The organism is Massilia sp. Root335 (genome assembly GCF_001425685.1).
Classification (GTDB): Bacteria; Pseudomonadota; Gammaproteobacteria; order Burkholderiales; family Burkholderiaceae_D; genus Telluria; species Telluria luteola.
The window spans coordinates 180021-198936 of record NZ_LMCY01000019.1 but is presented as its reverse complement, the minus strand read 5'-3'; the positions used below and the strand labels follow the sequence as shown (position 1 = coordinate 198936).

The window sequence follows — 18916 nt, the reverse complement described above, 5'->3', positions numbered from 1 at the left end:
GAACGTCCATGACTGGTGCCGCCACTGACGATTGCAGATATTTTCTGAGTGTTCGAACTTCCGCACTTTTTGCAGCTATATTCCACTGGCACCCTCTATATTTTTGTATATTCAATAATAATTCTTGAAATTTTCCTGATCTTACCTGTCGGGCCTATGTTCCTGCCACAAACTCGACATCCTGACAATATCACTCTGCCTTAAATCATTAACTCCCCCAATCTCAATCGAACCATTTGCGCAGGAAAATACATACGCGGACTCGCCGCTGATTGCGTAGCCCTCCGATATTTGAACAATGCGCTTCAACAGGTAGTCCGCGTCTGCATGTCTTCTTGTTTGAATATGGATTCTGAATTCCTCTATTTTTTCCGACGCCAGAAATTCGATAACATTTTCAAACGTATCGAAAATAAAACGTTGCCACCTACTTTCGTCATCGATTGGAGCGACATCGAGATGAAACAAATGACTGTTTAAAGGTAACTCAACGAAGGGATAGCTGCGCAGTCCAGGCTGCCCCGATAGCGCACTGAGCACTGCCATCCCTTCGTTATCCTGAGATTTCTTGTAAACGTAAAACACGTTGGTCCTTGAGCGAAATTTGAGAGGCACGTCGATCGGCTGAGCCAGCGTTTAGCTTACGGAAACAGTGCGGCACGACGTCCCTATCGCGTCCGGCGCGCCGGGCTTTGCAAACTATACACGACAAGTAATTGTCGTGTATAGTAGGTCGTCAGGAGTCGGGCTCACGTGCATCATCGTGAGCATGACGACAACGCCCGCAAAAGCAACAGATGCAAGAAATCTAGTGAGCTTGGCCGTCGGCGACAGGCTGAAGGAGTCTCGAATGCGTGCAAAGATAAGTCAGCTGACACTGGCTTCGGAAGCACACATAGCCCGACAGTTTATATCTGAGATCGAACGCGGCGTCGCTAACCCATCTGTTGTTGTTTTAGCAAACATATGTCATGTCCTGGGTATGACACTAGCTGAGTTTTTCAGTGAGCTCGATATATCACTGCCTCCACAAGAAGACGAGCCTCGTAGGGCGAACGCGGCACAGCCAAAAGTGAAGCCCCCGGGAAGCCGTCTGCGCTAAGCGTTCTTAGGCGGTGATGCGCCCATAGGTTTTGTAAAAGCTCCGTTGCTTTAGAGAATGGAGTCATGAAGACACAATTGAAGTCTTCCCCAACGTCATCAATAACTGTAGGCACGGTCAGCGAAGCCCGCATCGAGTATCCCTTGCATGCGACGGGCATCACGTCAATCGCGGCCAAATCGGCATCACGCCTGGCATTGTGCTGTTGGATTCACCGCCTTGTCTCTTCGTACATTCGCCTGGCTGCTGACCTTACATCCCACTGCCGCCGGCCGCACATACGCGGCCTATGGCGGTGTCTACGGCACTGTGGCCCTCGCGTGGCTATCGCTCGTCGAAGGGATTCGTCCAAGTCGGTGGGATCTGGTCGAATCCATCGTGACCCTGATCGGCATGGCGATCATCATGCTCGCTCCGCGCCAATAGCAATCACTCGGCTTAGCGAAAACTCGCCTTGCATGGCATGCCGTACGGGGCTCAGTGATACCTTCGTCCCTTTCCTCATCATTTGCTCATCGGCGTGAGCTCGGTTACCAAACGCAGCCATGGGAAGTAGACGCTGCTCGTGACAATTGCCTTGCAGGTCGAACTGCTGACGCTCCGACTGTCGATCGCTGCGGTGTTCAGCCGGGACGGCAACAGTAACGGACGCAGCCTGCTCACCACGAGCGCGGTTTCGATCGCACCGCTGGTGGGCACGATTGCCAGCAGTTTCCTCGGCGGCGTACTGTCCGGCGCCTGGATCGAAGGCGTGTTGGCTTTCGCGGTCGCCGCGTCGCTATATCTGGTCACCGAAGAATTGCCGACCGAAGCGCACGAGACAGAGGGTCGGCTGGCAGCATGGCGCCTTTCCTGTTCGCGTTTCTGGCGATTCTGCTGATCGACATAGTGACGAGTCCAGGGTAGTCCGCGCGTCATACATCCGGGCAACGTTTCGCATAAGCGAGATCTCGATCTGCTAGTATACCCCCCTACCCTATATTTGGAGGTCATCGCTTGTCGCATACCACACGAGAAAAGGCGAAGCTGCTCGCCCGGGTCCGGCGCATCCGCGGCCAGATCGAGGCGGTCGAACGCGCCCTTGAGTCCGAGGCTGGCTGCTCCGAAGTCCTGCACTTGCTGGCTGCCAGCCGAGGCGCCATGAACGGTTTGATGGCGGAAGTCATCGAGGACCATGTCCGGGAACACGTCGCCGCCAATGACCTGACCGAGACGGCGCGTGCAGAAGGCACGGACGAACTACTCGACGTCATCCGCGCGTATCTTAAGTAAGCATCCTGGCCGTCAAATCACCATGCGTCGAGCTCTGCCAGTTCGACGGCAAGACCGGCTTCTGCACCGGATGCCTGCGCACACTCGCCGAGGCGCGCGAGTGGAAGAAGATGACCGATCACCGCAGGCACCAGATCATCAACGAACGCGCAAGACGCGAGAAAAAGTTGGCTGGGCGATAGCGCCGCTGGCTGAGGACAACCAATGCAAAATCTGACACACGATCCGATCCCCGCCCAAAGCCGTCTCGAACGGGAAGCGGAGATGAGCAGCTTCGAAGACGCCGCCTTCGGCGCGGGCCACGACCATATCTTCCTGGGCGTCGGCCACGAAAGCAATGAACGCAGGACCTGGGCGGTGATCGCGCTGTGCAGCGCGATGATGCTGCTTGAAATCGTCGGCGGCAGCCTGTTCGGCTCCCTGGCGCTGGTCGCCGATGGCCTGCACATGTCGACGCACGCTGGTGCGATGCTGATCGCGGCGCTCGCGTACACCTATGCGCGCAAGCACGCGAACGACCCGCGCTTCGTCTTCGGCACCGGCAAGCTCGGTGACCTGGCGGGCTTTACCAGCGCGATCGTGCTGGCGATGATCGCCCTTCTGATCGGCTACGAGGCCGTCACGCGCTTTCTCGCGCCGGTGCCCATTCATTTCAGCGAGGCGATTCCGATCGCAATCGTCGGCCTTTTGGTCAATATCGCAAGCGTTTGGCTGTTGAGCGGGGATCACCATGGCCACAGCCACAGCCATGGGCACGGCCATGGCCACGACCATGATGAACACACTCATGAGGAAGAAGTGCAGCGGATCGCCACGTCGTCCGGGGTGGTGTCGCTGTCGATCTTCGAAGATGGGGTGCCGCCCGTCTTCCGGCTGACGCCCGAACCCGCAAGCTTGACGCTACCGCCCTCGGCTCTTTCGGTCACGACGGTTCGGCCCGATGGGTCGCAACAGTCCTTCACGTTTGCCGACCGCCGCGGCTACCTGGAGTCGAAGGAGGACATCCCGGAGCCCCACGCGTTCAAGGCCATCGTGCGGCTGCCGGACGGCGAATATGCGGTTGAGTTCGAAGAGCATGCGCACGACCATGCCGACGGCCATGACGCCGCCCATCGCGACCACAACATGCGCGCCGCCTATATCCACGTCATGGCAGATGCGGCCGTGTCGGTACTGGCTATCATTGGCCTCGTGCTGGCAAAAGAATTCAACTGGCTCTGGATGGACCCGCTGGCCGGTATCGTCGGTGCGCTTGTGATCGCGAACTGGTCGTTCGGCCTGATACGCGACACCGGCGGCATCCTGCTAGACATGAATACCGACTGGAAGATGGCCGACAAGGTGCGCCACGCGATCGAAGACGTTGGCGACAAGGTGCTCGACCTGCACGTGTGGCGGCTCGGCCCGGGCCACATGAGCGCCCTGGTATCGGTTGCGACCAGCGAACCGCGGCGCAGCCCGGCCTTCTACCACGTGGCGCTCAAGCGCTTCAAGGGACTGTCGCACCTGACGGTCGAAGTCAATCCGATCGAGACTACACGCTGAGCGCTATCAGTCGGCTCCCGTTTTATGTCGGCGCAGCGTTCAGCGGAGCCGCCGCGTTTCTGATCCTCGGCCATAGCCGCAAACACAATTAGCGACGATTTAACGCTTTACCTTGCCGAGCGGTCCAGAATCGATTCAGCGGCCACGTCAGATCGCCAGGTCACGAACTACCATATCGACGCAGTACGAGGCCGAACCACGTCAGCGCCGGGCAACCGACAGCAGTCGACGGTAGCGATCGATTTTGGTGCGTGCCAACGGGTTACGATGTCGGCGTTGCTGGCCCAATACGAAGTAGCGAATTAAGAAGCAAGCCCATAGTAAATCTCTTCTTCCTGCGCAAAATGCAGACGCAAGATGGCCTCGAGCGCATACAAGGTACGGCGCAACTCCTGCATGGACGCCTCCTCATCGCCTTCACCCAGCGTCGCATTCGTAAGCCGGTCGACAATGCGGCTGAGGCGATAGATTTCGCGGTGTGTGCTACTCATGGAAGCCAGCGGGTCCTCTCCGCCGATCAAACGCGCCACCCGCGGATAGAGCGTGACATCGTCGTTCGATTCGTGCGGAAGAATCTGGTGACGAAGCGATTCGTTCAGCAATAGCAGCTCCTCTCGCATGACAGGAGCGGGTAGATTCGCTGCCTGATCCGCCAGTCGGGCGAGGCGGTCGAGCACGGGGCGCAAGCGGGCATGTTCTTCCTTCAGCTTGTCCAGATCATTCGCCGATATGCGCTCGGCACTCGTTGCCGTCTCAAGGCGAAGCACGCGCAACGCATTGAGGATCACGGCGACGTCGATCAATTCTTGCAGCAATGCGCCGGCAACCGGCGGCAAATAGCCAAATGCTGCGACAAGCATGGCGGCGATCGACAGGCCCATCCCTCCCGCAACGCTTTGCAGCGCGATGGTCCTGGTTTGCTGTGCGATCCGGACCGCAAAGGCGAGACGGTCCAGGCGGTCGACCAGCAACACCACCTGGGCGGATTCGGCGGCAGCGGCCGCGCCGCGCGCCCCCATAGCTACGCCAATGTCCGCCGCAGCCAGAGCCGGGGCGTCGTTGATGCCGTCGCCAACCATTAGCGTGACCCCATCCCTCCTCGCTTCCGAGATCGCGGCAAGTTTGGATGCCGGCGTCTGTTCGGCCACTACGGCGTCGACCGCCAATGAGTTGCCAATGGTTCGCGCCACGTCGGCCCGGTCACCGGTCAACATCACGATATGACCTACACCCAATGCGCGCAGCATCCGCAGGGCACGCGGCGTTTCCAGGCGAATCTCGTCCGCCATCTGCAGCACACCGCAGAATGTGCCGTCAATCGCGACATATACGCCGGCCGCCCCTTCGTAACCGATGCGTTCGACCAGATTCGCCGCCCAGGCTGGCCATGTCGCGGTACCGAGGACGTAGTCATGGCCGCCAATACTAATTTGCTTGCCGTCCACCCAACCGGACAGCCCGGCGCCTGCTTGTTCGATCACGCGCTCCGGAACCGTCAAGCGCAGCCCACGCTCGATGGCGGCACCGACCACCGCTTGGGCTATCGTGTGACCGGACATTTGTTCCAGCGAGGCCGCCAACCTGAGGAGCTCTTCCTGATCCACGGCGGGGGCGGCCAATATCGCAGCCAGCCGCGCTTTGCCGCCCGTTAGCGTACCGGTTTTATCGAAAAACATGGTTTTGACTTCTGCCATTTTCTCGAGCGCACCGCCATGCTTGATGAGTACACCGCGCCGGGCACAACGCGACATCGCGCTGACAATCGCGACCGGCACGGCCAGGATCAGTGGACAGGGTGTGGCTACCACGACCACTGCCAACGCCCGATTCGGATCGCCGCTGAACAACCAGGACAGCCCTGCGATACCCAGGGCCAGCGGGACGAACATGAGCGCGTACCGGTCCGCCAGCCGCGCCGCCGGTGCCTTCGATTCCTGTGCGGCCCGGACCAGGCGGATGATGTTGGAAAACGTGCTGTCCTCCTCCGTACTGGTCGCAAGTAGGTCGAATGCGTCACCGGCGTTGACAGCCCCGCTTCCGACCGACTTCCCGGGACCGTAGGACACGGGTAGGGATTCGCCAGTCAGGCTCGACTCATCTACAGTGGCGCCGGAAACGAGCGTGCCATCGACCGGCACCGTCTCGCCGGACCGTACCGCAAGGCGGTCCCCAAGGCGGACGGCCGCGAGCGGCACCTGGACGAGCTGCCCGTTTTCATACCGGTTGGCGCAGCGGGGAGCTTTACTCAGCAACGCCGACATTTCGTCCTGCGCGCGCCTTTCCGCATATATTTCCAATGCGCGACCGCTGGCGAACATCAGTGCGATGACAGCCGCCGTGAAATATTCCTGCAAGACGATTGCGCCTGCAATCGATACCAGGGCAATCAGGTCAAGCCCGAATTTTTTGTGCCATAGCGCCACAACCGTATCGGCCAATACGCCGACCAGCACGATCGAGGCACCGCCCAGCCAGATCCAGCCGGCCAGTTGGCCGAAGCCAAAAAGGCGAACTCCGCCACCAGCCACGAGCGACATGGAACAGATACCCAACTGCGCCAGACTGATTCGGTTCGTCAAAGGCATAGTAACTCATCCTTGAGACGCTAGACGGACTGTCTGCGACTTGGTTCTTGTAGAGGTCTAGCGCGCTGCTGCGAACCCTTGATGCATGAGCGCATCCGCACGACACGACAGCCGGTACGCACTGCCTCCAAGCGAACGCAACATCAATAATCCGTGTCCATTGTGCCGACAAGCATAATTTGCCGCACCTCTGATGCCCCGTGTCACGTCGGCGCTCCGAACGCAGTCCCTACAGCAGCTGACAACCCCATGGCCAGCGTACTCCAGAAGGTGACCCGGAGGATTCCCGGTAGGATGTTCGCACCGCCCGTACTCGCCGCAACGCCGCCGAGAACTGCCAAGGCAACCAGGGTCGCGCAGACCAGCGAGACAAGCAAATTGGCTATTTGTGCCCGTCCCCTCGAAAAGGTAAAAGTTTCCGAAACGCGGTGAAACTCAAGTCAACGCCCCCTCATCCCCCTCGTCAAGAGCTTGCCTCCAGTAACCTGGATCGGCGAAGCGCGCTGCCAGCTTATCCAAGTCGATATCGATCGCTTCCGGCGTGAACTCGAACTTTCCGATCAAATTGACGTGCCGCCACGCCACGGGCGAGACGCCGCGCAACACCTTGATCGCCTCTTCGTCCCCCGCCTCCCGTTTCTGCTCGTATACTTTTGATAATAATTCGGTATTGTAATAAATGATCGCGTTCGCGATTAGCCGCGAGCATTCGTTCCAGAGTTGTTGTTCGGCTTCCGTCTTGACGCGGAATTTGCCGTTGTTGACATAAGCCACCGATTTCCGGAACCGATTGTAGGCTTCCCCGCGATTCAAAGCCTTCTGCACGCTTTGCCGGAGCGTCACATCATCGATGAAATCCAGGATGTACATGGTGCGCCGGATGTTGTCCAGTTCCCATAACGCTTTCTTGGTCTGGTTCTGCCGCGTGTAACTCGACAGCTTGCGGATGATGGTCGCCTGAGTGACGTCCTTTTCGGCGAGTGAAGCCATGATGCGCTGAATATTCGGCCATTCGGCCGCGATCAATTCCTCGTAAATCCGCCGCGACGGTTTGATCAGCAAGTCCCCGTAGTCGCCCGGATTCTGGAAGCCGACCAGCTTTTCCATCTTCTTGTGCAGGTCGCGGTAGCGCGGCGCAAACTGGTAACCGAAGGTGAATAGCGACCAGAAATTGACCTGGTTGGTGCCGTGCGTGTCAGTGGAGTGTCGCTCCGGCTTGATTTCCGATGTGTTGTTGTACAGGATGTCAAACACGTAGTGACTCTCGTGCTCGTGCGTGCCGATGATCCTGGCATTGATCGGAACGTGATTGGCGACCAGCGTGTAGGCCGTCACGCCCTTTTGGAGGCCGAAATATTTCGGCGAATGCCGCGCGTTGATCGTGTTGATCTGGGTCTCGACACGCTGGCCGTCGCTGCTGGAATGCACCTCATCGCGGATATCATAGAGGTGGAATGCGGGCAATGCTGCAGTCGCATTGCTGATCGCGTCGTTGGCGGCATGAATGGTCTCCTGCCGCAGGTAATTTCGCCCCGTCGTAAGCAATTGCGCAAAGCTCAAGCCAGACACCTCGGCCATTTTACCAAGTCCCATGTTCGTGCCCATGCCGACTATACAGGCCAATAGTTCGCGCGGGTCCGGCTCGTGCTTGACGTAGCGATCGAGGACATGGCTGAACGCCTTGAGAAAGCCGGTCCGCTTGTGGACGAACCAAAGCACGTCGGCGATGCCGATGCTGGGGAGCTTGCCGTAGAACGGACTGTTCATCGGCTCTTCCTCGCTCGGATACTGGAGTGTCCACTTCCGCTTGTCGCGGCGACCGGTGACCTTGATGTGTTCGTTGACGGCGTCCTCGATGCGCTGGTTTACGGTGGCGAACTTCGCCTCCAGTTCCGTGCGCCAGTTCGCCAGCGTCTCTTCGATTGGCGTCAGCAACACTGGTGCGCCAATCTCCTTCAGGACGACGTCCTTGTGCTGCCAGCGCGCATCGCCAATCAGGTCGTCTTCGAAACGGCGGAACTCGACGCTGTCGCGGACATAGAGGTCGCCCGCCTCCAGAGCATTACGCAACAATCGATAGACCAGGAATTCGTAGCGGTCGACGTCCAACATGGTCTCCGGTCCGGCGTCGTCGCGAACATCTGCCTTCTCCCGTACCGCGAACAGATAACGTTGCAGGCTCTTGGGGATAACCTCGGTCGGAAACAGATCCGGCTTGCTTTGCCGCGGCGATTTGCCGTCGCGCAGCAACGTCTGAAGGAAAACGACCGCATCGAGCAACGGCGCATCTTCCACTCGGCCGGCAAAATCCAGCGCGCAGAACAGATGCCGTAAATTTCGCTTGAATTGGTGCGACAACGTCGAGTAATGCGCCCATTCGAAGGCGGCCTTGTCGAACGCGACGTTGCGCAGGTAGTTCGAGACGACCGGGAATTGTTCAGGTTCCAGCAGCGCAAACGCCTTGTCCTTGACGTCGTTGAACGACGCACTGTCCGGGATCGACGTGTCCGTGAACAGGTTCAGCACGTCGCCCGCGGCGCGCAGATTCTCGGTGGCGTCTTCCATGGCCTTTTGCAATGCTTCATCGGCCGCCCGCCGGGCCTGCTTTTCGTACTGGTCGACGAGGTGGATGAGCGCCTCGATCAGGTTATCGTTGATCTGCCGGAAGCGGTGATACGCGAAACACAGGAGATAGAGCCGCGTCGCTTCGAGCGACATACGGCGCAGCTTGTAGACGGTATAGAACTTGACGAGGGAGGCATAGTACTTGCCGCTTTCGGTCGACAGGCCGGCCGTTTTCAGAAACGTCTTGGCGAACATATGGATCGGTTCGAAGACGTTGCGCCGCTCGACCTCCTGCCGCAACTCCTTATAGCTGAAGTCGCGCGCTTCGCGTTTCAAAGCACTGATGCGATAGACCTGCTCGTCGGATTGCAGCAAGTCGTCGATCTGTTCCCTGGCCGCCGAGGGCAATGCTCCTTCGAGCAGCGTCGTGATCCGGTTGCGTTCGTGCGTGACGACGCGCCCGACCAAGTCTTGCAGAAACGTATAGCCGGGCGCGACGATGCGCTGGGTTTCGAGAAATTGCAGCGCTTCGCGCAGGATGAAGACCGGCTGCGTGGAGAGCATCGCGAACCGTCGGGCCTTCTGTTCCAGCTCGACCTTGACCGCCGGGTCGGCAACTCGGTAGTTGACCAGATCCAGGATGATCCGTTGCTGCTCCAGTCGCGTTGGCTTGGACAGCGCTTTGAACTCGCCGAACTTCTTTCCCGGAAAAAGAACCCGCACGAGATAGGCGATGTCATCAGCGACCTGATGCGGCTCGTAGATGAAAAAGCGCTTTTTCGCTTTGAAATAGCCAAGCTGGAGCGATAAGTGAATGGCAGCGGCGGCAGTATGCACGCGGTCCACCGCGTCGCGCTCCGCGGGGCTGAAATCGAAATACAGACGACGATCATCGTCGGTGAATCTGGGTATCTCATAGAGGGAGGCGACTTCCTCGGCGGAGAGGATGGCAAGGCGACGTTCTACAGATGGCATGGCTTGTTGCTATTGATGAAATTATGAGGCCGGCGTCTGCCAGGGCCGCTCGATCGCAAACAGGGCCGTCATTGACATGTAGATATTCCTTCTGTCTTGGTAATCTGGCACCACATTCATGCCGACAATTCGCGCGGCCGAAACGCTGCCCACCACAGCATTCGGAATGCGCCCGGCACGTCGAGGCGATCGGCGCATGGCATCGGAAAATAGATTTTCTTGACTGGCGTGACTCCGTTGCCCAAACATAGCCAGTCGATGGCGATCCAGTACATCGGCGCGTCACACAGTTCGTCGAAGAGCCATGTGACTGCCAGGATGGTAGTCCAGGCGACGAGCAGCGCGAGCACTCGGTACAACCAGCTTTTGAAAACGCTCCGCTTGATCAAGATTGCTTAGCTTGACACTTGGGAGGCGGTCACATGTAAATACTACGTCCCGCTCAGATCGCGATTTGAGCACCCAATTCGATAACGCGATTGGCCGGCACGCGATAGTAATCGGCGGCGCTCCGGGCATTGCGATAGAGGAGTGCATATAATCCTTCCAGCCAATGTGGAAGGCCTCCGCGCTTAGGCGTTGGGACCACGGTCTGGCGTGCGATGAAGAACGATGTCTCCATCACATCAAACGACAAACCCTGATCCGCGCACAAGGACAGCGCATGGGGAATGTCGCGCCCGTCCTTGAAACCATAATAGAGGTTGACCTGGAAGCAGTTGTGTCCGAGTGCCTCGACACGGGCACGCTCCCCGTCACCGATACAAGGAACGTTTTCCGGGTGCACAGTCACAAACAGGATGCGCTCGTGCGCCACCTTGTTATGGACGAGGTTATGCAGCATCGCGTGCGGTACGCCTTCGCCAACACGACGGAAATACACAGCGGTGCCTGCCACTCGCGGCGGTGGCTCGATGAACAGCGATTCCAGGAATGCGTCAAGCGGTACTGCATCCTGTTCTAGATTGCGCGATACCCTGCGGCTACCGATTTCCCAGGTCATCATGACGGTTAGAATGACCGCACCGACCACCAGCGGAAACCAGCCGCCCTGCAGGAACTTGAGCGTGTTCGCGGCAAATAGTGTGACGTCGATTACGAAAAAGAATGCGGTCGCCGCCAGGCTCAGGGCCAGGTTGTATTTCCAGCAGTAGCGGATGACGAAGAATGTAAGAATTGTCGTGATCAACATGGTGCCGGTCACTGCGATGCCATACGCCGCGCCGAGCGCATCGGACGAGCCGAATCCCACCACGGCGAGAATCACCGCGATCAACTGCATCCAGTTCATCAATGGAATATAGATCTGGCCCACCTCATCCTCGGACGTGTGCTCCACCTTCATGCGCGGCAGCGCGCCCAGCGAGATCGCCTCGTGTGTCATCGAAAACGTGCCGGAAATCGTCGCCTGCGAAGCGATTACGGTCGCAACGGTCGACAATACCACCAAGGGGTAGACGCTCCAGGCACCAAGTTGCTGAAAGAATGGATTGGCGATCGCGTCCGGGTGAGTCATGAGCAATGCCCCTTGCCCCAGGTAATTCAGCGCCAATGCGGGAGCGACAATCCCGAACCAGGCCATGCGGATCGGGCGTTTGCCGAAATGCCCCATGTCCGCATACAAAGCTTCTGCGCCGGTAAAGGCCAGCACGACGGCGCCAAGGGCAATGAAGGCAAGCGTCTTGTTGCGGACCATGAAAGTCAGCGCGTGATAAGGATTGACGGCGGCCAGCACGCCTGGCGCTTTCAGGATGTTGATCACGCCCATTGCGGCGAGCGCGAAAAACCATAACAGCATGATCGGCCCGAACCATTTTCCGATGCTGCCCGTGCCCTTGTGCTGCACCAAGTACAGGACAACGAGCACGACGATTGTAAGCGGTACAACATAAGGCTTGAGCGCCGGCGTCGCCACTTCAAGCCCTTCGATGGCCGAAAGTACGGAAATCGCCGGTGTGATCACGCTGTCGCCGTAAAACAGTGCGGCGCCCAGCAGGCCGATCAGCAGTAGGCCGTAATAGCGGCGCGAGCCATCCTTGACCGATGCACTTGCCAACGCCATCAGGGCCATGATGCCGCCCTCTCCGTGGTTATCTGCGCGCAGGATCAGAGTAACGTACTTCAGCGACACGATCAGGACAAGCCCCCAGAAAATCAGCGACACCGCACCCAGCAGGTTCGGTGTGTCCAGCATCAGTCCGAACTCCTTCGAAAAGATCGTTTTCATTGTGTATAGAGGGCTGGTGCCAATGTCACCATACACGACGCCCAGTGCGCCCAGGGTGATCAGTGCAAGCCGTCCAGTCTTTTCCTGCGGCGTGTTTGCTGCGTTATCCATCCGTGTTCTCGCGTTCGATTCTGTTCAGTGAAGGTGTGCCAATGCACAGCCAGCAACATCGTACAGACCGGCACATAAAGATTTTGTAAAAAGACGCCGCGCCGTCGGTCCAAGTGTGAGAGCGCTCCTGTAAACAAACCGTTTATCTGTGCGGATCGTCTTTTTAGAAAATCTTTACGTTTCCGAATCTACACTGCCTCGTATCGAAACACGCGAAATCAAGAGGCATTTCATGGTTGCATCGGCAATTGGTGACAGCAGTCTGCCTGTCCAGGAGGTCAGACCATGATCGTCACTATCGTCAACTGCGCGCCGCCGCGCGTTGGCGCCGCAGTGGCCGAGAACCTGGCCCTGCTGCGCGCCCGCATGGCGCGTAAGGTACTGCTGCTGGACGCCGGACCGGGGCAGGATTGCGAGCGCTGGGGTGTCGAGCGCGCCCGCGCACATTTGCTGCCAGCCATTGCCGTGCGGCCCCTGCACGGACCGGGTTGTGCCGCAAGGCTCGAGCGCCTGCTGCCGGACTACGACGAGATCGTCATCGCCACCGACGGTTGCGGCAGCCACGAATGCCGCTGGGCGCTGATCGCGGCGCATGTTGCCGTCGTTCCCCTGGCGCTTGACTACGCTGACATCGACGCCCATTACGACTGCATCGCCAGGCTCAACAGCGCTCGTATGTTCAATCCAGGCTTGCGGGTCTTGTTTGTGCCGATGGCTGGCGAACGCGACCCGGCCCCGGACGAGTTGGGCGCAGTACGTGCCTATGCGGCCCAAGTGATGGCGGCCGGCCTGGCGGGCGCCACTGTGCACCTGCCAGCGCTGGCTTGGGGTGACGATGCGCCCGGCCGCTGCGTCTGCGACATCGCAAATAGTACTGGCGCCGCCGAGATGGCGGCGCTGCATGGGGAGGTCTTCCGGGCAGGGCGCACCCGCGCGCTGCCGCAGGCGGTCTTCAGGCCTGGCTTGAACACATGAATCGAGTCGACAGTTTCAACAAAAACAAGGAATAGAAAGTATCATGAATAAATCCCTCCTTACCCTCTCCATCCTGACCGCGCTGGCAGTGCCGCTGCACGCCCAAGAAACACAGCCCGCCACGGGAACCAATGCGCAGGCGAACGCACAGCCCGACAACGTCGTCACGTTCAACGCCGCCCTCACGTCCGATTACCGCTATCGTGGTATCTCGCAGACGCACATGCAGCCCGCGCTGCAGGGCGGCGCGGACTACACGCACAATCCGAGCGGCCTGTACGCCGGCACCTGGCTGTCGACGATCAAGTGGACGAAGGACGCGGGTGGCGGCGGCGACGTCGAGTGGGACCTGTATGCCGGCAAGCGCGGCCAGTTGACCGCCGACGTGAGCTACGACGTCGGCGTGCTGAGCTACGTCTATCCGTCCAACGGTCTGAAGGACGTGCCGGGTTCCGCCAACGCGAACACGACGGAAGCCTACGGGCAGCTGGGCTACGGGCCTGCCTACGCCAAGTATTCGGTGGCACTGACCAATCTGTTCGGCTTCACGGACAGCCGGCATAGCGGCTACCTGGACGTCGGCGCCAACGTCGAGCTGGGCGACGCCTTCACGCTGAACCTCCACGCCGGCCGCCAGGACGTGCGCCACCACGACGCCGCCAGCTATACCGACTACAAGGTCGGCGTCACGAAGGACTTCGGCATCGCCAGCTTGACGGCGGCCCTCGTCGGCACGAATGCCGATGAAACCGCGTACGCGTCGCCCGCGAACGGCAAGTTTCTCGGCAAGAAGGCGCTGGTCATCAGCGTCAGCAAGACCTTTTGATCAACCGTCATAACGAGGTCACGATGGATATCGTCTTCATCGGCGCGATCGTGCTGTTCGCCGCCCTGATCTGGGGCATGGCAAGCGGCTGCGCCAAGCTGGGAGAACGCAAATGAACCTGTTCTACCTGATCGGCGCGGTTGCATCCGGCGCCCTGCTGGTGTACCTGCTGTACGCCATGTTCTGTGCGGAGGACCTGTGATGGACATGCATTCGCTGGCGCTACCGGCGCTGTTTTTCGCGATCCTGCTGGCCACGTCGTGGCCCCTCGGGATCCTGCTGGCCCGTGTGGCCGAGGGCGGACGCGTGCGCGGCTTCGGCTGGCTGCAACGGGTCGAAACTTTTCTCTACCGCGCGGCCGGCTTAGACGCGAGCGCGGGCATGGATTGGAAAGCCTACGCCCTGGCTCTGTTGGCATTCAATGCGCTCGGCACGCTGGTCGTTTATCTGTTGCAACGGACGCAGGCCTGGCTGCCCTTCAATCCCCAGGGCATCGCCAACATCAGCCCGGATTCGGCGTTCAACACCGCCGTCAGCTTCGTCAGTAATACCAACTGGCAGGGCTACAGCGGCGAGCAGGCGATGAGCTATCTCACGCAGATGCTGGCGCTGACCTGCCAGAACTTCTTCTCGGCCGCGACCGGCATCGCCGTCGTGTTCGCGCTAATCCGCGGCTTTTCATCGAAGTCGGTGCGCTCCATCGGCAACTTCTGGGTCGACCTCACCCGCAGCACCCTGTACGTGCTGCTGCCGCTGTCGCTGGTGTTCTCCGTATTCCTGATGGGCCAGGGAGTGATCCAGAATTTCTCGAGCTACCAGCAGGTCCAGCTGCTCGAGCCGCTCACGTACACGCAGCCGAAGACGGGTGCCGACGGCCAGCCCGTGCTGGACGCGAAGGGCCAGCCCGTCACCGAGACCCTGACCACCACCACGCAGACGATCGCGATGGGTCCGGTGGCGTCGCAGGAAGCCATCAAGATGCTGGGCACCAACGGCGGCGGCTTCTTCAACGCCAACTCCGCGCACCCGTATGAAAACCCCACCGCGTTATCGAACCTGTTCCAGATGGTGTCGATCTTCCTGATCCCGGCCGGCCTGTGCTTCGCGTTCGGCCGCCTCGTCGGCGACCGGCGCCAGGGCTGGGCGATCCTGGCCGCCATGACGGTGTTGTTCGTCGTGATGGCGGGCTGCGTGATGGTGGCCGAGCACCAGGCGCATCCGGGATTGACCGCACTCGGCATCGACCAGCAGGCCAGCAGCCTGCAGGCGGGCGGCAACATGGAGGGCAAGGAAACGCGCTTCGGCATCGACGCCTCCGCCCTGTTCGCCGCCATCACGACGGCCGCCTCGTGCGGCGCCGTCAACGCGATGCACGACTCGTTCACGCCGCTGGGCGGCGCGGTGCCCCTGCTGCTCATCCAGTTCGGCGAGGTGATCTTCGGCGGCGTCGGCTCCGGCCTGTACGGCATGCTGATCTTTGCGATCATGGCCGTCTTCATTGCCGGCCTGATGATCGGCCGCACGCCGGAATACCTGGGCAAGAAGATCCAGGCCTACGAGATGAAGATGACGTCGGTCGCCATCCTCGTCACGCCCGTGCTGGTCCTGGCCGGTACCGCGATCGCCGTGCTGGCGGCGGACGGCAAGGCCGGTGTCGCCAACCCCGGCGCGCACGGCTTCTCCGAGATCCTGTACGCGTTCAGCTCGGCCGCGAACAACAACGGCAGCGCGTTCGCCGGGCTGTCCGCCAACACCCCGTTCTACAACTGGATGCTGGCGATCGCGATGTGGTTCGGCCGCTTCGCCATGATCGTGCCCGTGCTGGCGATCGCCGGCTCGCTCGCGGCCAAGCAGCGCCTGCAGACCACGGCCGGCACCATGCCCACGCACGGCCCGATGTTCGTGGGCCTGCTGGTCGGCGTGGTCGTGCTGGTCGGTGTGCTGAACTACGTGCCGGCGCTTGCTCTCGGACCGGTCGTCGAACATCTGCAGTTGTTTGCCAAATAACCTGGAGTCGTCATGTCCCAACTGAATTCCCCGATGACGGCGCCCGCGGTCGCGCCGTCCGAGTCGACGGCCGGCAAGCGCCTGACCATGTTCGACACGAGCCTGGTCGGCCCGGCGCTGGTCGACGCCTTCAAGAAACTCGGTGTGCGCACGCAGCTGCGCAGTCCCGTCATGTTTGTCGTGTACGTCGGAAGCATCATCACGACGCTGCTGTACGTTCAGGCGTTGTTCGGTACTGGCGAGGCCCCGGCAGGCTTCATCCTGACCTGCGCCGTCTGGCTGTGGTTCACGGTATTGTTCGCGAACTTCGCGGAAGCGCTGGCCGAAGGCCGCAGCAAGGCCCAGGCCGCGTCGCTGCGCGGCCTGAAGGAAAGCGTCGTCGCCAAGAAGCTGGCCACGCCCAAGCACGGCACCACGTGGCTGCCGTGTCCCGCCACCGACCTGCGCAAGGGCAACCACATTTTGATCGAAGCGGGCGACGTGGTGCCGATCGACGGCGAGGTGGTCGAAGGCGTCGCCTCGGTCGATGAAAGCGCGATCACGGGCGAATCGGCACCCGTGATCCGGGAATCGGGCGGTGACTTTTCCAGCGTCACCGGCGGCACGCGCGTGCTGTCCGACTGGCTTGTCGTGAAAGTCACCACGAACCCGGGCGAGACCTTCCTCGATCGAATGATCGCGATGGTCGAAGGCGCCAAGCGTAAAAAGACACCGAACGAGATCGCGCTCACCATCCTGCTGGTGGCGCTCACCATCGTGTTCCTGGTGGTCACTGTGACCCTGCTGCCGTTCTCGCTGTATTCCGTGGAGGTGGCCAAGGCAGGTACGCCGGTCACGATTACCGTGCTGATTGCGTTGCTCGTGTGCCTGATTCCCACCACCATCGGCGGCCTGCTGTCGGCCATCGGCGTGGCCGGCATGAGCCGTATGATGGGCGCGAACGTGATCGCGACGTCCGGCCGCGCGGTGGAAGCGGCAGGCGACGTCGACGTCCTGCTGCTCGACAAGACGGGCACTATCACGCTCGGCAACCGCCAGGCGGCCGCCTTCCTGCCGGCGCCGGGCGTGACCGAGCGCGAACTCGCCGACGTGGCACAGCTGGCGTCTCTGGCCGACGAAACGCCGGAAGGCCGCAGCATCGTCGTGCTGGCCAAGCAGCGCTTCAACATTCGCCAGCGTGAGCTGGAGAGCCTGCATGCCGTGTTCCTGCCGTTCTCGGCGAACACCCGCATGAGCGGTGTCGATTGCGGCGAGCGCCAAATCCGCAAGGGCGCGGCCGACGCCGTGCGGCGCCACATCGAGGCACTCGGCATGCCGTTTCCGGCCGAGGTCGTGCGCACGGTCGAAGACGCCGCGCGCCGCGGCAGCACGCCGCTCGTGGTGGCGGATAGTAACCGCGTCATGGGCGTGGTCGAGCTGAAGGACATCGTCAAGGGCGGCATCAAGGAGCGCTTTGCCGAACTGCGCCGCATGGGCATCAAGACCGTGATGATCACCGGCGACAACAAGCTGACGGCCGCAGCGATCGCCGCCGAGGCCGGCGTCGACGACTTCCTCGCTGAAGCGACGCCGGAAGACAAGCTCAAGCTGATCCGGCAGTACCAGTCGGAAGGCCGCCTGGTTGCGATGACGGGCGACGGCACCAACGACGCCCCCGCGCTGGCCCAGGCCGACGTGGCGGTGGCGATGAACTCGGGTACCCAGGCCGCCAAGGAAGCCGGTAACATGGTGGACCTCGACTCGAACCCGACCAAGCTGCTGGAGATCGTCGAGATCGGCAAGCAGATGCTGATGACGCGCGGCTCGTTGACCACGTTCTCGATCGCCAACGACGTGGCCAAGTATTTCGCGATCATCCCGGCCGCCTTCGTCGGCACCTATCCGCAACTGAAAGCGCTCGACGTCATGCACCTCGCCAGCCCATCCTCGGCCATCATGTCGGCGCTGATCTTCAACGCCGTGATCATCGTGTTCCTGATCCCGCTGGCTTTGCGCGGCGTGCGCTACCGCGCGATCGGCGCCACGGCCCTGCTGCGCAGGAATCTCTTGATCTACGGCGTCGGCGGTATCATCCTGCCATTCATCGGCATCAAGCTGATCGACATGCTGCTGGCGGCATTCAACCTCGTCTGACAAGGAGAACAACATGCCCTCCATCATCCGCCCCGCGCTCGTCCTGTTTGGCACCCTGACCCTGCTGTGCGGCGTGCTTTATCCGGCCGCCGTCACCGGCATCGGCCGCGTCGCCTTCCCCCACCAGACCGAAGGCAGTCTGCTTGAAGCCGGCGGCAAAACCGTTGGTTCCAGTTTGATCGGCCAGCCGTTCTCACAACCAGGTTATTTCTGGGGCCGGCCGTCGGCCACCGCGCCGATGGCGTACAACGCGGCCGGCTCCAGCGGCTCCAACCAGGGGCCGACCAATCCGGCCCTGCTGGACGCAGTCAAGGATCGCGTCGCCGCGCTGAAGGCGGCCGATCCCGGCAACCGGGCGCCGATCCCCGTCGACCTCGTCACCGCGTCGGCCAGCGGCCTCGATCCCGAGATCAGCGTGGCCGCCGCCGACTATCAGGCGGCGCGCGTCGCCGCGGCGCGCAAGCTGCCCGAAGCGCAGGTGCGCGCGCTCATCGCCCGCTACCGGCAGGCGCCCATCCTGGGCTTCCTGGGGGAGGCGCGCGTGAACGTGCTCGCGCTGAACCTGGCCCTGGACGGCAAGGCGCAGTGAGGAC

17 protein-coding genes and 1 pseudogene are annotated in these 18916 nt (G+C 60.9%); 12 read left to right on the top strand and 6 right to left on the bottom strand.

Going from position 1 to position 18916, the window contains the following annotated elements:
- Positions 1–141 precede the first annotated feature (141 nt).
- Complete coding sequence (locus tag ASC93_RS30710) at positions 142–546, bottom strand: hypothetical protein (RefSeq protein ID WP_157201886.1); 405 nt, start codon at positions 544–546, stop codon at positions 142–144.
- Positions 547–769: 223 nt separating this feature from the next.
- Here ASC93_RS30710 and ASC93_RS29750 point away from each other — a divergent pair, with 223 nt between their 5' ends.
- The 6 genes and pseudogenes from ASC93_RS29750 (at position 770) to dmeF (ending at position 3919) form a co-directional block, all read left to right on the top strand.
- A complete protein-coding gene (locus ASC93_RS29750; RefSeq protein WP_082547980.1) occupies positions 770–1102 on the top strand; it encodes a helix-turn-helix domain-containing protein in 333 nt (110 codons plus the stop codon).
- A 216-nt stretch (positions 1103–1318) separates the two neighbouring features.
- Positions 1319–1528: pseudogene (locus ASC93_RS29745) on the top strand (YnfA family protein); the annotation flags it as partial.
- A 139-nt stretch (positions 1529–1667) separates the two neighbouring features.
- A complete protein-coding gene (locus ASC93_RS12510) occupies positions 1668–1982 on the top strand; it encodes a hypothetical protein (RefSeq protein ID WP_157201885.1) in 315 nt (104 codons plus the stop codon).
- A 116-nt stretch (positions 1983–2098) separates the two neighbouring features.
- Positions 2099–2374: a metal/formaldehyde-sensitive transcriptional repressor gene (locus tag ASC93_RS12505; protein ID WP_056442016.1), complete on the top strand. Its 276-nt coding sequence runs from the start codon at positions 2099–2101 to the stop codon at positions 2372–2374.
- A 5-nt stretch (positions 2375–2379) separates the two neighbouring features.
- Complete coding sequence (locus ASC93_RS29740; RefSeq protein WP_082548005.1) at positions 2380–2556, top strand: DUF1289 domain-containing protein; 177 nt, start codon at positions 2380–2382, stop codon at positions 2554–2556.
- An 82-nt stretch (positions 2557–2638) separates the two neighbouring features.
- Entirely contained in the window at positions 2639–3919 is a 1281-nt protein-coding gene (gene dmeF / locus ASC93_RS12500) for a CDF family Co(II)/Ni(II) efflux transporter DmeF (RefSeq protein ID WP_056442013.1), read from the top strand.
- Between the two features lie 302 nt (positions 3920–4221).
- On the opposite strand, the gene ASC93_RS12495 is transcribed toward dmeF, so the two are convergent.
- The 5 genes from ASC93_RS12495 to ASC93_RS12480 form a co-directional block, all read right to left on the bottom strand.
- Positions 4222–6504 carry a heavy metal translocating P-type ATPase gene (locus tag ASC93_RS12495; protein ID WP_082547978.1) on the bottom strand — a complete coding sequence of 761 codons (2283 nt, stop codon included), beginning with the start codon at positions 6502–6504 and terminating at the stop codon, positions 4222–4224.
- 203 nt (positions 6505–6707) lie between these two features.
- Positions 6708–6881, bottom strand: a complete 174-nt coding sequence (locus tag ASC93_RS32795; protein WP_368854517.1) for a hypothetical protein — start codon at positions 6879–6881, stop codon at positions 6708–6710.
- A 58-nt stretch (positions 6882–6939) separates the two neighbouring features.
- Entirely contained in the window at positions 6940–10044 is a 3105-nt protein-coding gene (locus ASC93_RS12490) for a Tn3 family transposase (protein WP_056442010.1), read from the bottom strand.
- Positions 10045–10160: 116 nt separating this feature from the next.
- Positions 10161–10394, bottom strand: a complete 234-nt coding sequence (locus ASC93_RS12485) for a hypothetical protein (RefSeq protein ID WP_056442007.1) — start codon at positions 10392–10394, stop codon at positions 10161–10163.
- 92 nt (positions 10395–10486) lie between these two features.
- A complete protein-coding gene (locus tag ASC93_RS12480; protein ID WP_056442005.1) occupies positions 10487–12382 on the bottom strand; it encodes a potassium transporter Kup in 1896 nt (631 codons plus the stop codon).
- Between the two features lie 285 nt (positions 12383–12667).
- Between ASC93_RS12480 and ASC93_RS12475 the strand changes: the two genes are divergently transcribed.
- The 6 genes from ASC93_RS12475 (at position 12668) to kdpC (ending at position 18912) form a co-directional block, all read left to right on the top strand.
- Positions 12668–13357, top strand: coding sequence for a hypothetical protein (locus ASC93_RS12475; RefSeq protein WP_056442003.1), 690 nt, complete (start codon positions 12668–12670; stop codon positions 13355–13357).
- A 43-nt stretch (positions 13358–13400) separates the two neighbouring features.
- Entirely contained in the window at positions 13401–14183 is a 783-nt protein-coding gene (locus ASC93_RS12470) for a TorF family putative porin (RefSeq protein WP_056442000.1), read from the top strand.
- Positions 14184–14295: 112 nt separating this feature from the next.
- A complete protein-coding gene (locus ASC93_RS12460) occupies positions 14296–14385 on the top strand; it encodes a potassium-transporting ATPase subunit F (RefSeq protein WP_056441994.1) in 90 nt (29 codons plus the stop codon).
- Positions 14385–16190, top strand: a complete 1806-nt coding sequence (gene kdpA, locus ASC93_RS12455) for a potassium-transporting ATPase subunit KdpA (protein ID WP_056441989.1) — start codon at positions 14385–14387, stop codon at positions 16188–16190. The genes ASC93_RS12460 and kdpA overlap by 1 nt, the downstream gene beginning before the upstream one ends.
- Positions 16191–16223: 33 nt before the next feature.
- The gene (kdpB, locus tag ASC93_RS12450) at positions 16224–18323 is read left to right on the top strand and encodes a potassium-transporting ATPase subunit KdpB (RefSeq protein ID WP_056441986.1); all 2100 of its coding nucleotides are present in this window, start codon (positions 16224–16226) and stop codon (positions 18321–18323) included.
- A 13-nt stretch (positions 18324–18336) separates the two neighbouring features.
- The gene (kdpC, locus tag ASC93_RS12445; RefSeq protein ID WP_056441983.1) at positions 18337–18912 is read left to right on the top strand and encodes a potassium-transporting ATPase subunit KdpC; all 576 of its coding nucleotides are present in this window, start codon (positions 18337–18339) and stop codon (positions 18910–18912) included.
- Positions 18913–18916: the final 4 nt, after the last annotated feature.

Coding starts and splice junctions, on each gene's coding strand:
- ASC93_RS12475 (WP_056442003.1), top strand. CDS start 12,668: ATGATCGTCACTATCGTCAACTGCGCGCCGCCGCGCGTTGGCGCCGCA.
- ASC93_RS30710 (WP_157201886.1), bottom strand. CDS start 546: ATGGCAGTGCTCAGTGCGCTATCGGGGCAGCCTGGACTGCGCAGCTAT.
- ASC93_RS12480 (WP_056442005.1), bottom strand. CDS start 12,382: ATGGATAACGCAGCAAACACGCCGCAGGAAAAGACTGGACGGCTTGCA.
- ASC93_RS12490 (WP_056442010.1), bottom strand. CDS start 10,044: ATGCCATCTGTAGAACGTCGCCTTGCCATCCTCTCCGCCGAGGAAGTC.
- ASC93_RS12460 (WP_056441994.1), top strand. CDS start 14,296: ATGAACCTGTTCTACCTGATCGGCGCGGTTGCATCCGGCGCCCTGCTG.
- ASC93_RS29750 (WP_082547980.1), top strand. CDS start 770: ATGACGACAACGCCCGCAAAAGCAACAGATGCAAGAAATCTAGTGAGC.
- dmeF (WP_056442013.1), top strand. CDS start 2,639: ATGAGCAGCTTCGAAGACGCCGCCTTCGGCGCGGGCCACGACCATATC.
- kdpC (WP_056441983.1), top strand. CDS start 18,337: ATGCCCTCCATCATCCGCCCCGCGCTCGTCCTGTTTGGCACCCTGACC.
- kdpB (WP_056441986.1), top strand. CDS start 16,224: ATGACGGCGCCCGCGGTCGCGCCGTCCGAGTCGACGGCCGGCAAGCGC.
- kdpA (WP_056441989.1), top strand. CDS start 14,385: ATGGACATGCATTCGCTGGCGCTACCGGCGCTGTTTTTCGCGATCCTG.
- ASC93_RS12470 (WP_056442000.1), top strand. CDS start 13,401: ATGAATAAATCCCTCCTTACCCTCTCCATCCTGACCGCGCTGGCAGTG.
- ASC93_RS12495 (WP_082547978.1), bottom strand. CDS start 6,504: ATGCCTTTGACGAACCGAATCAGTCTGGCGCAGTTGGGTATCTGTTCC.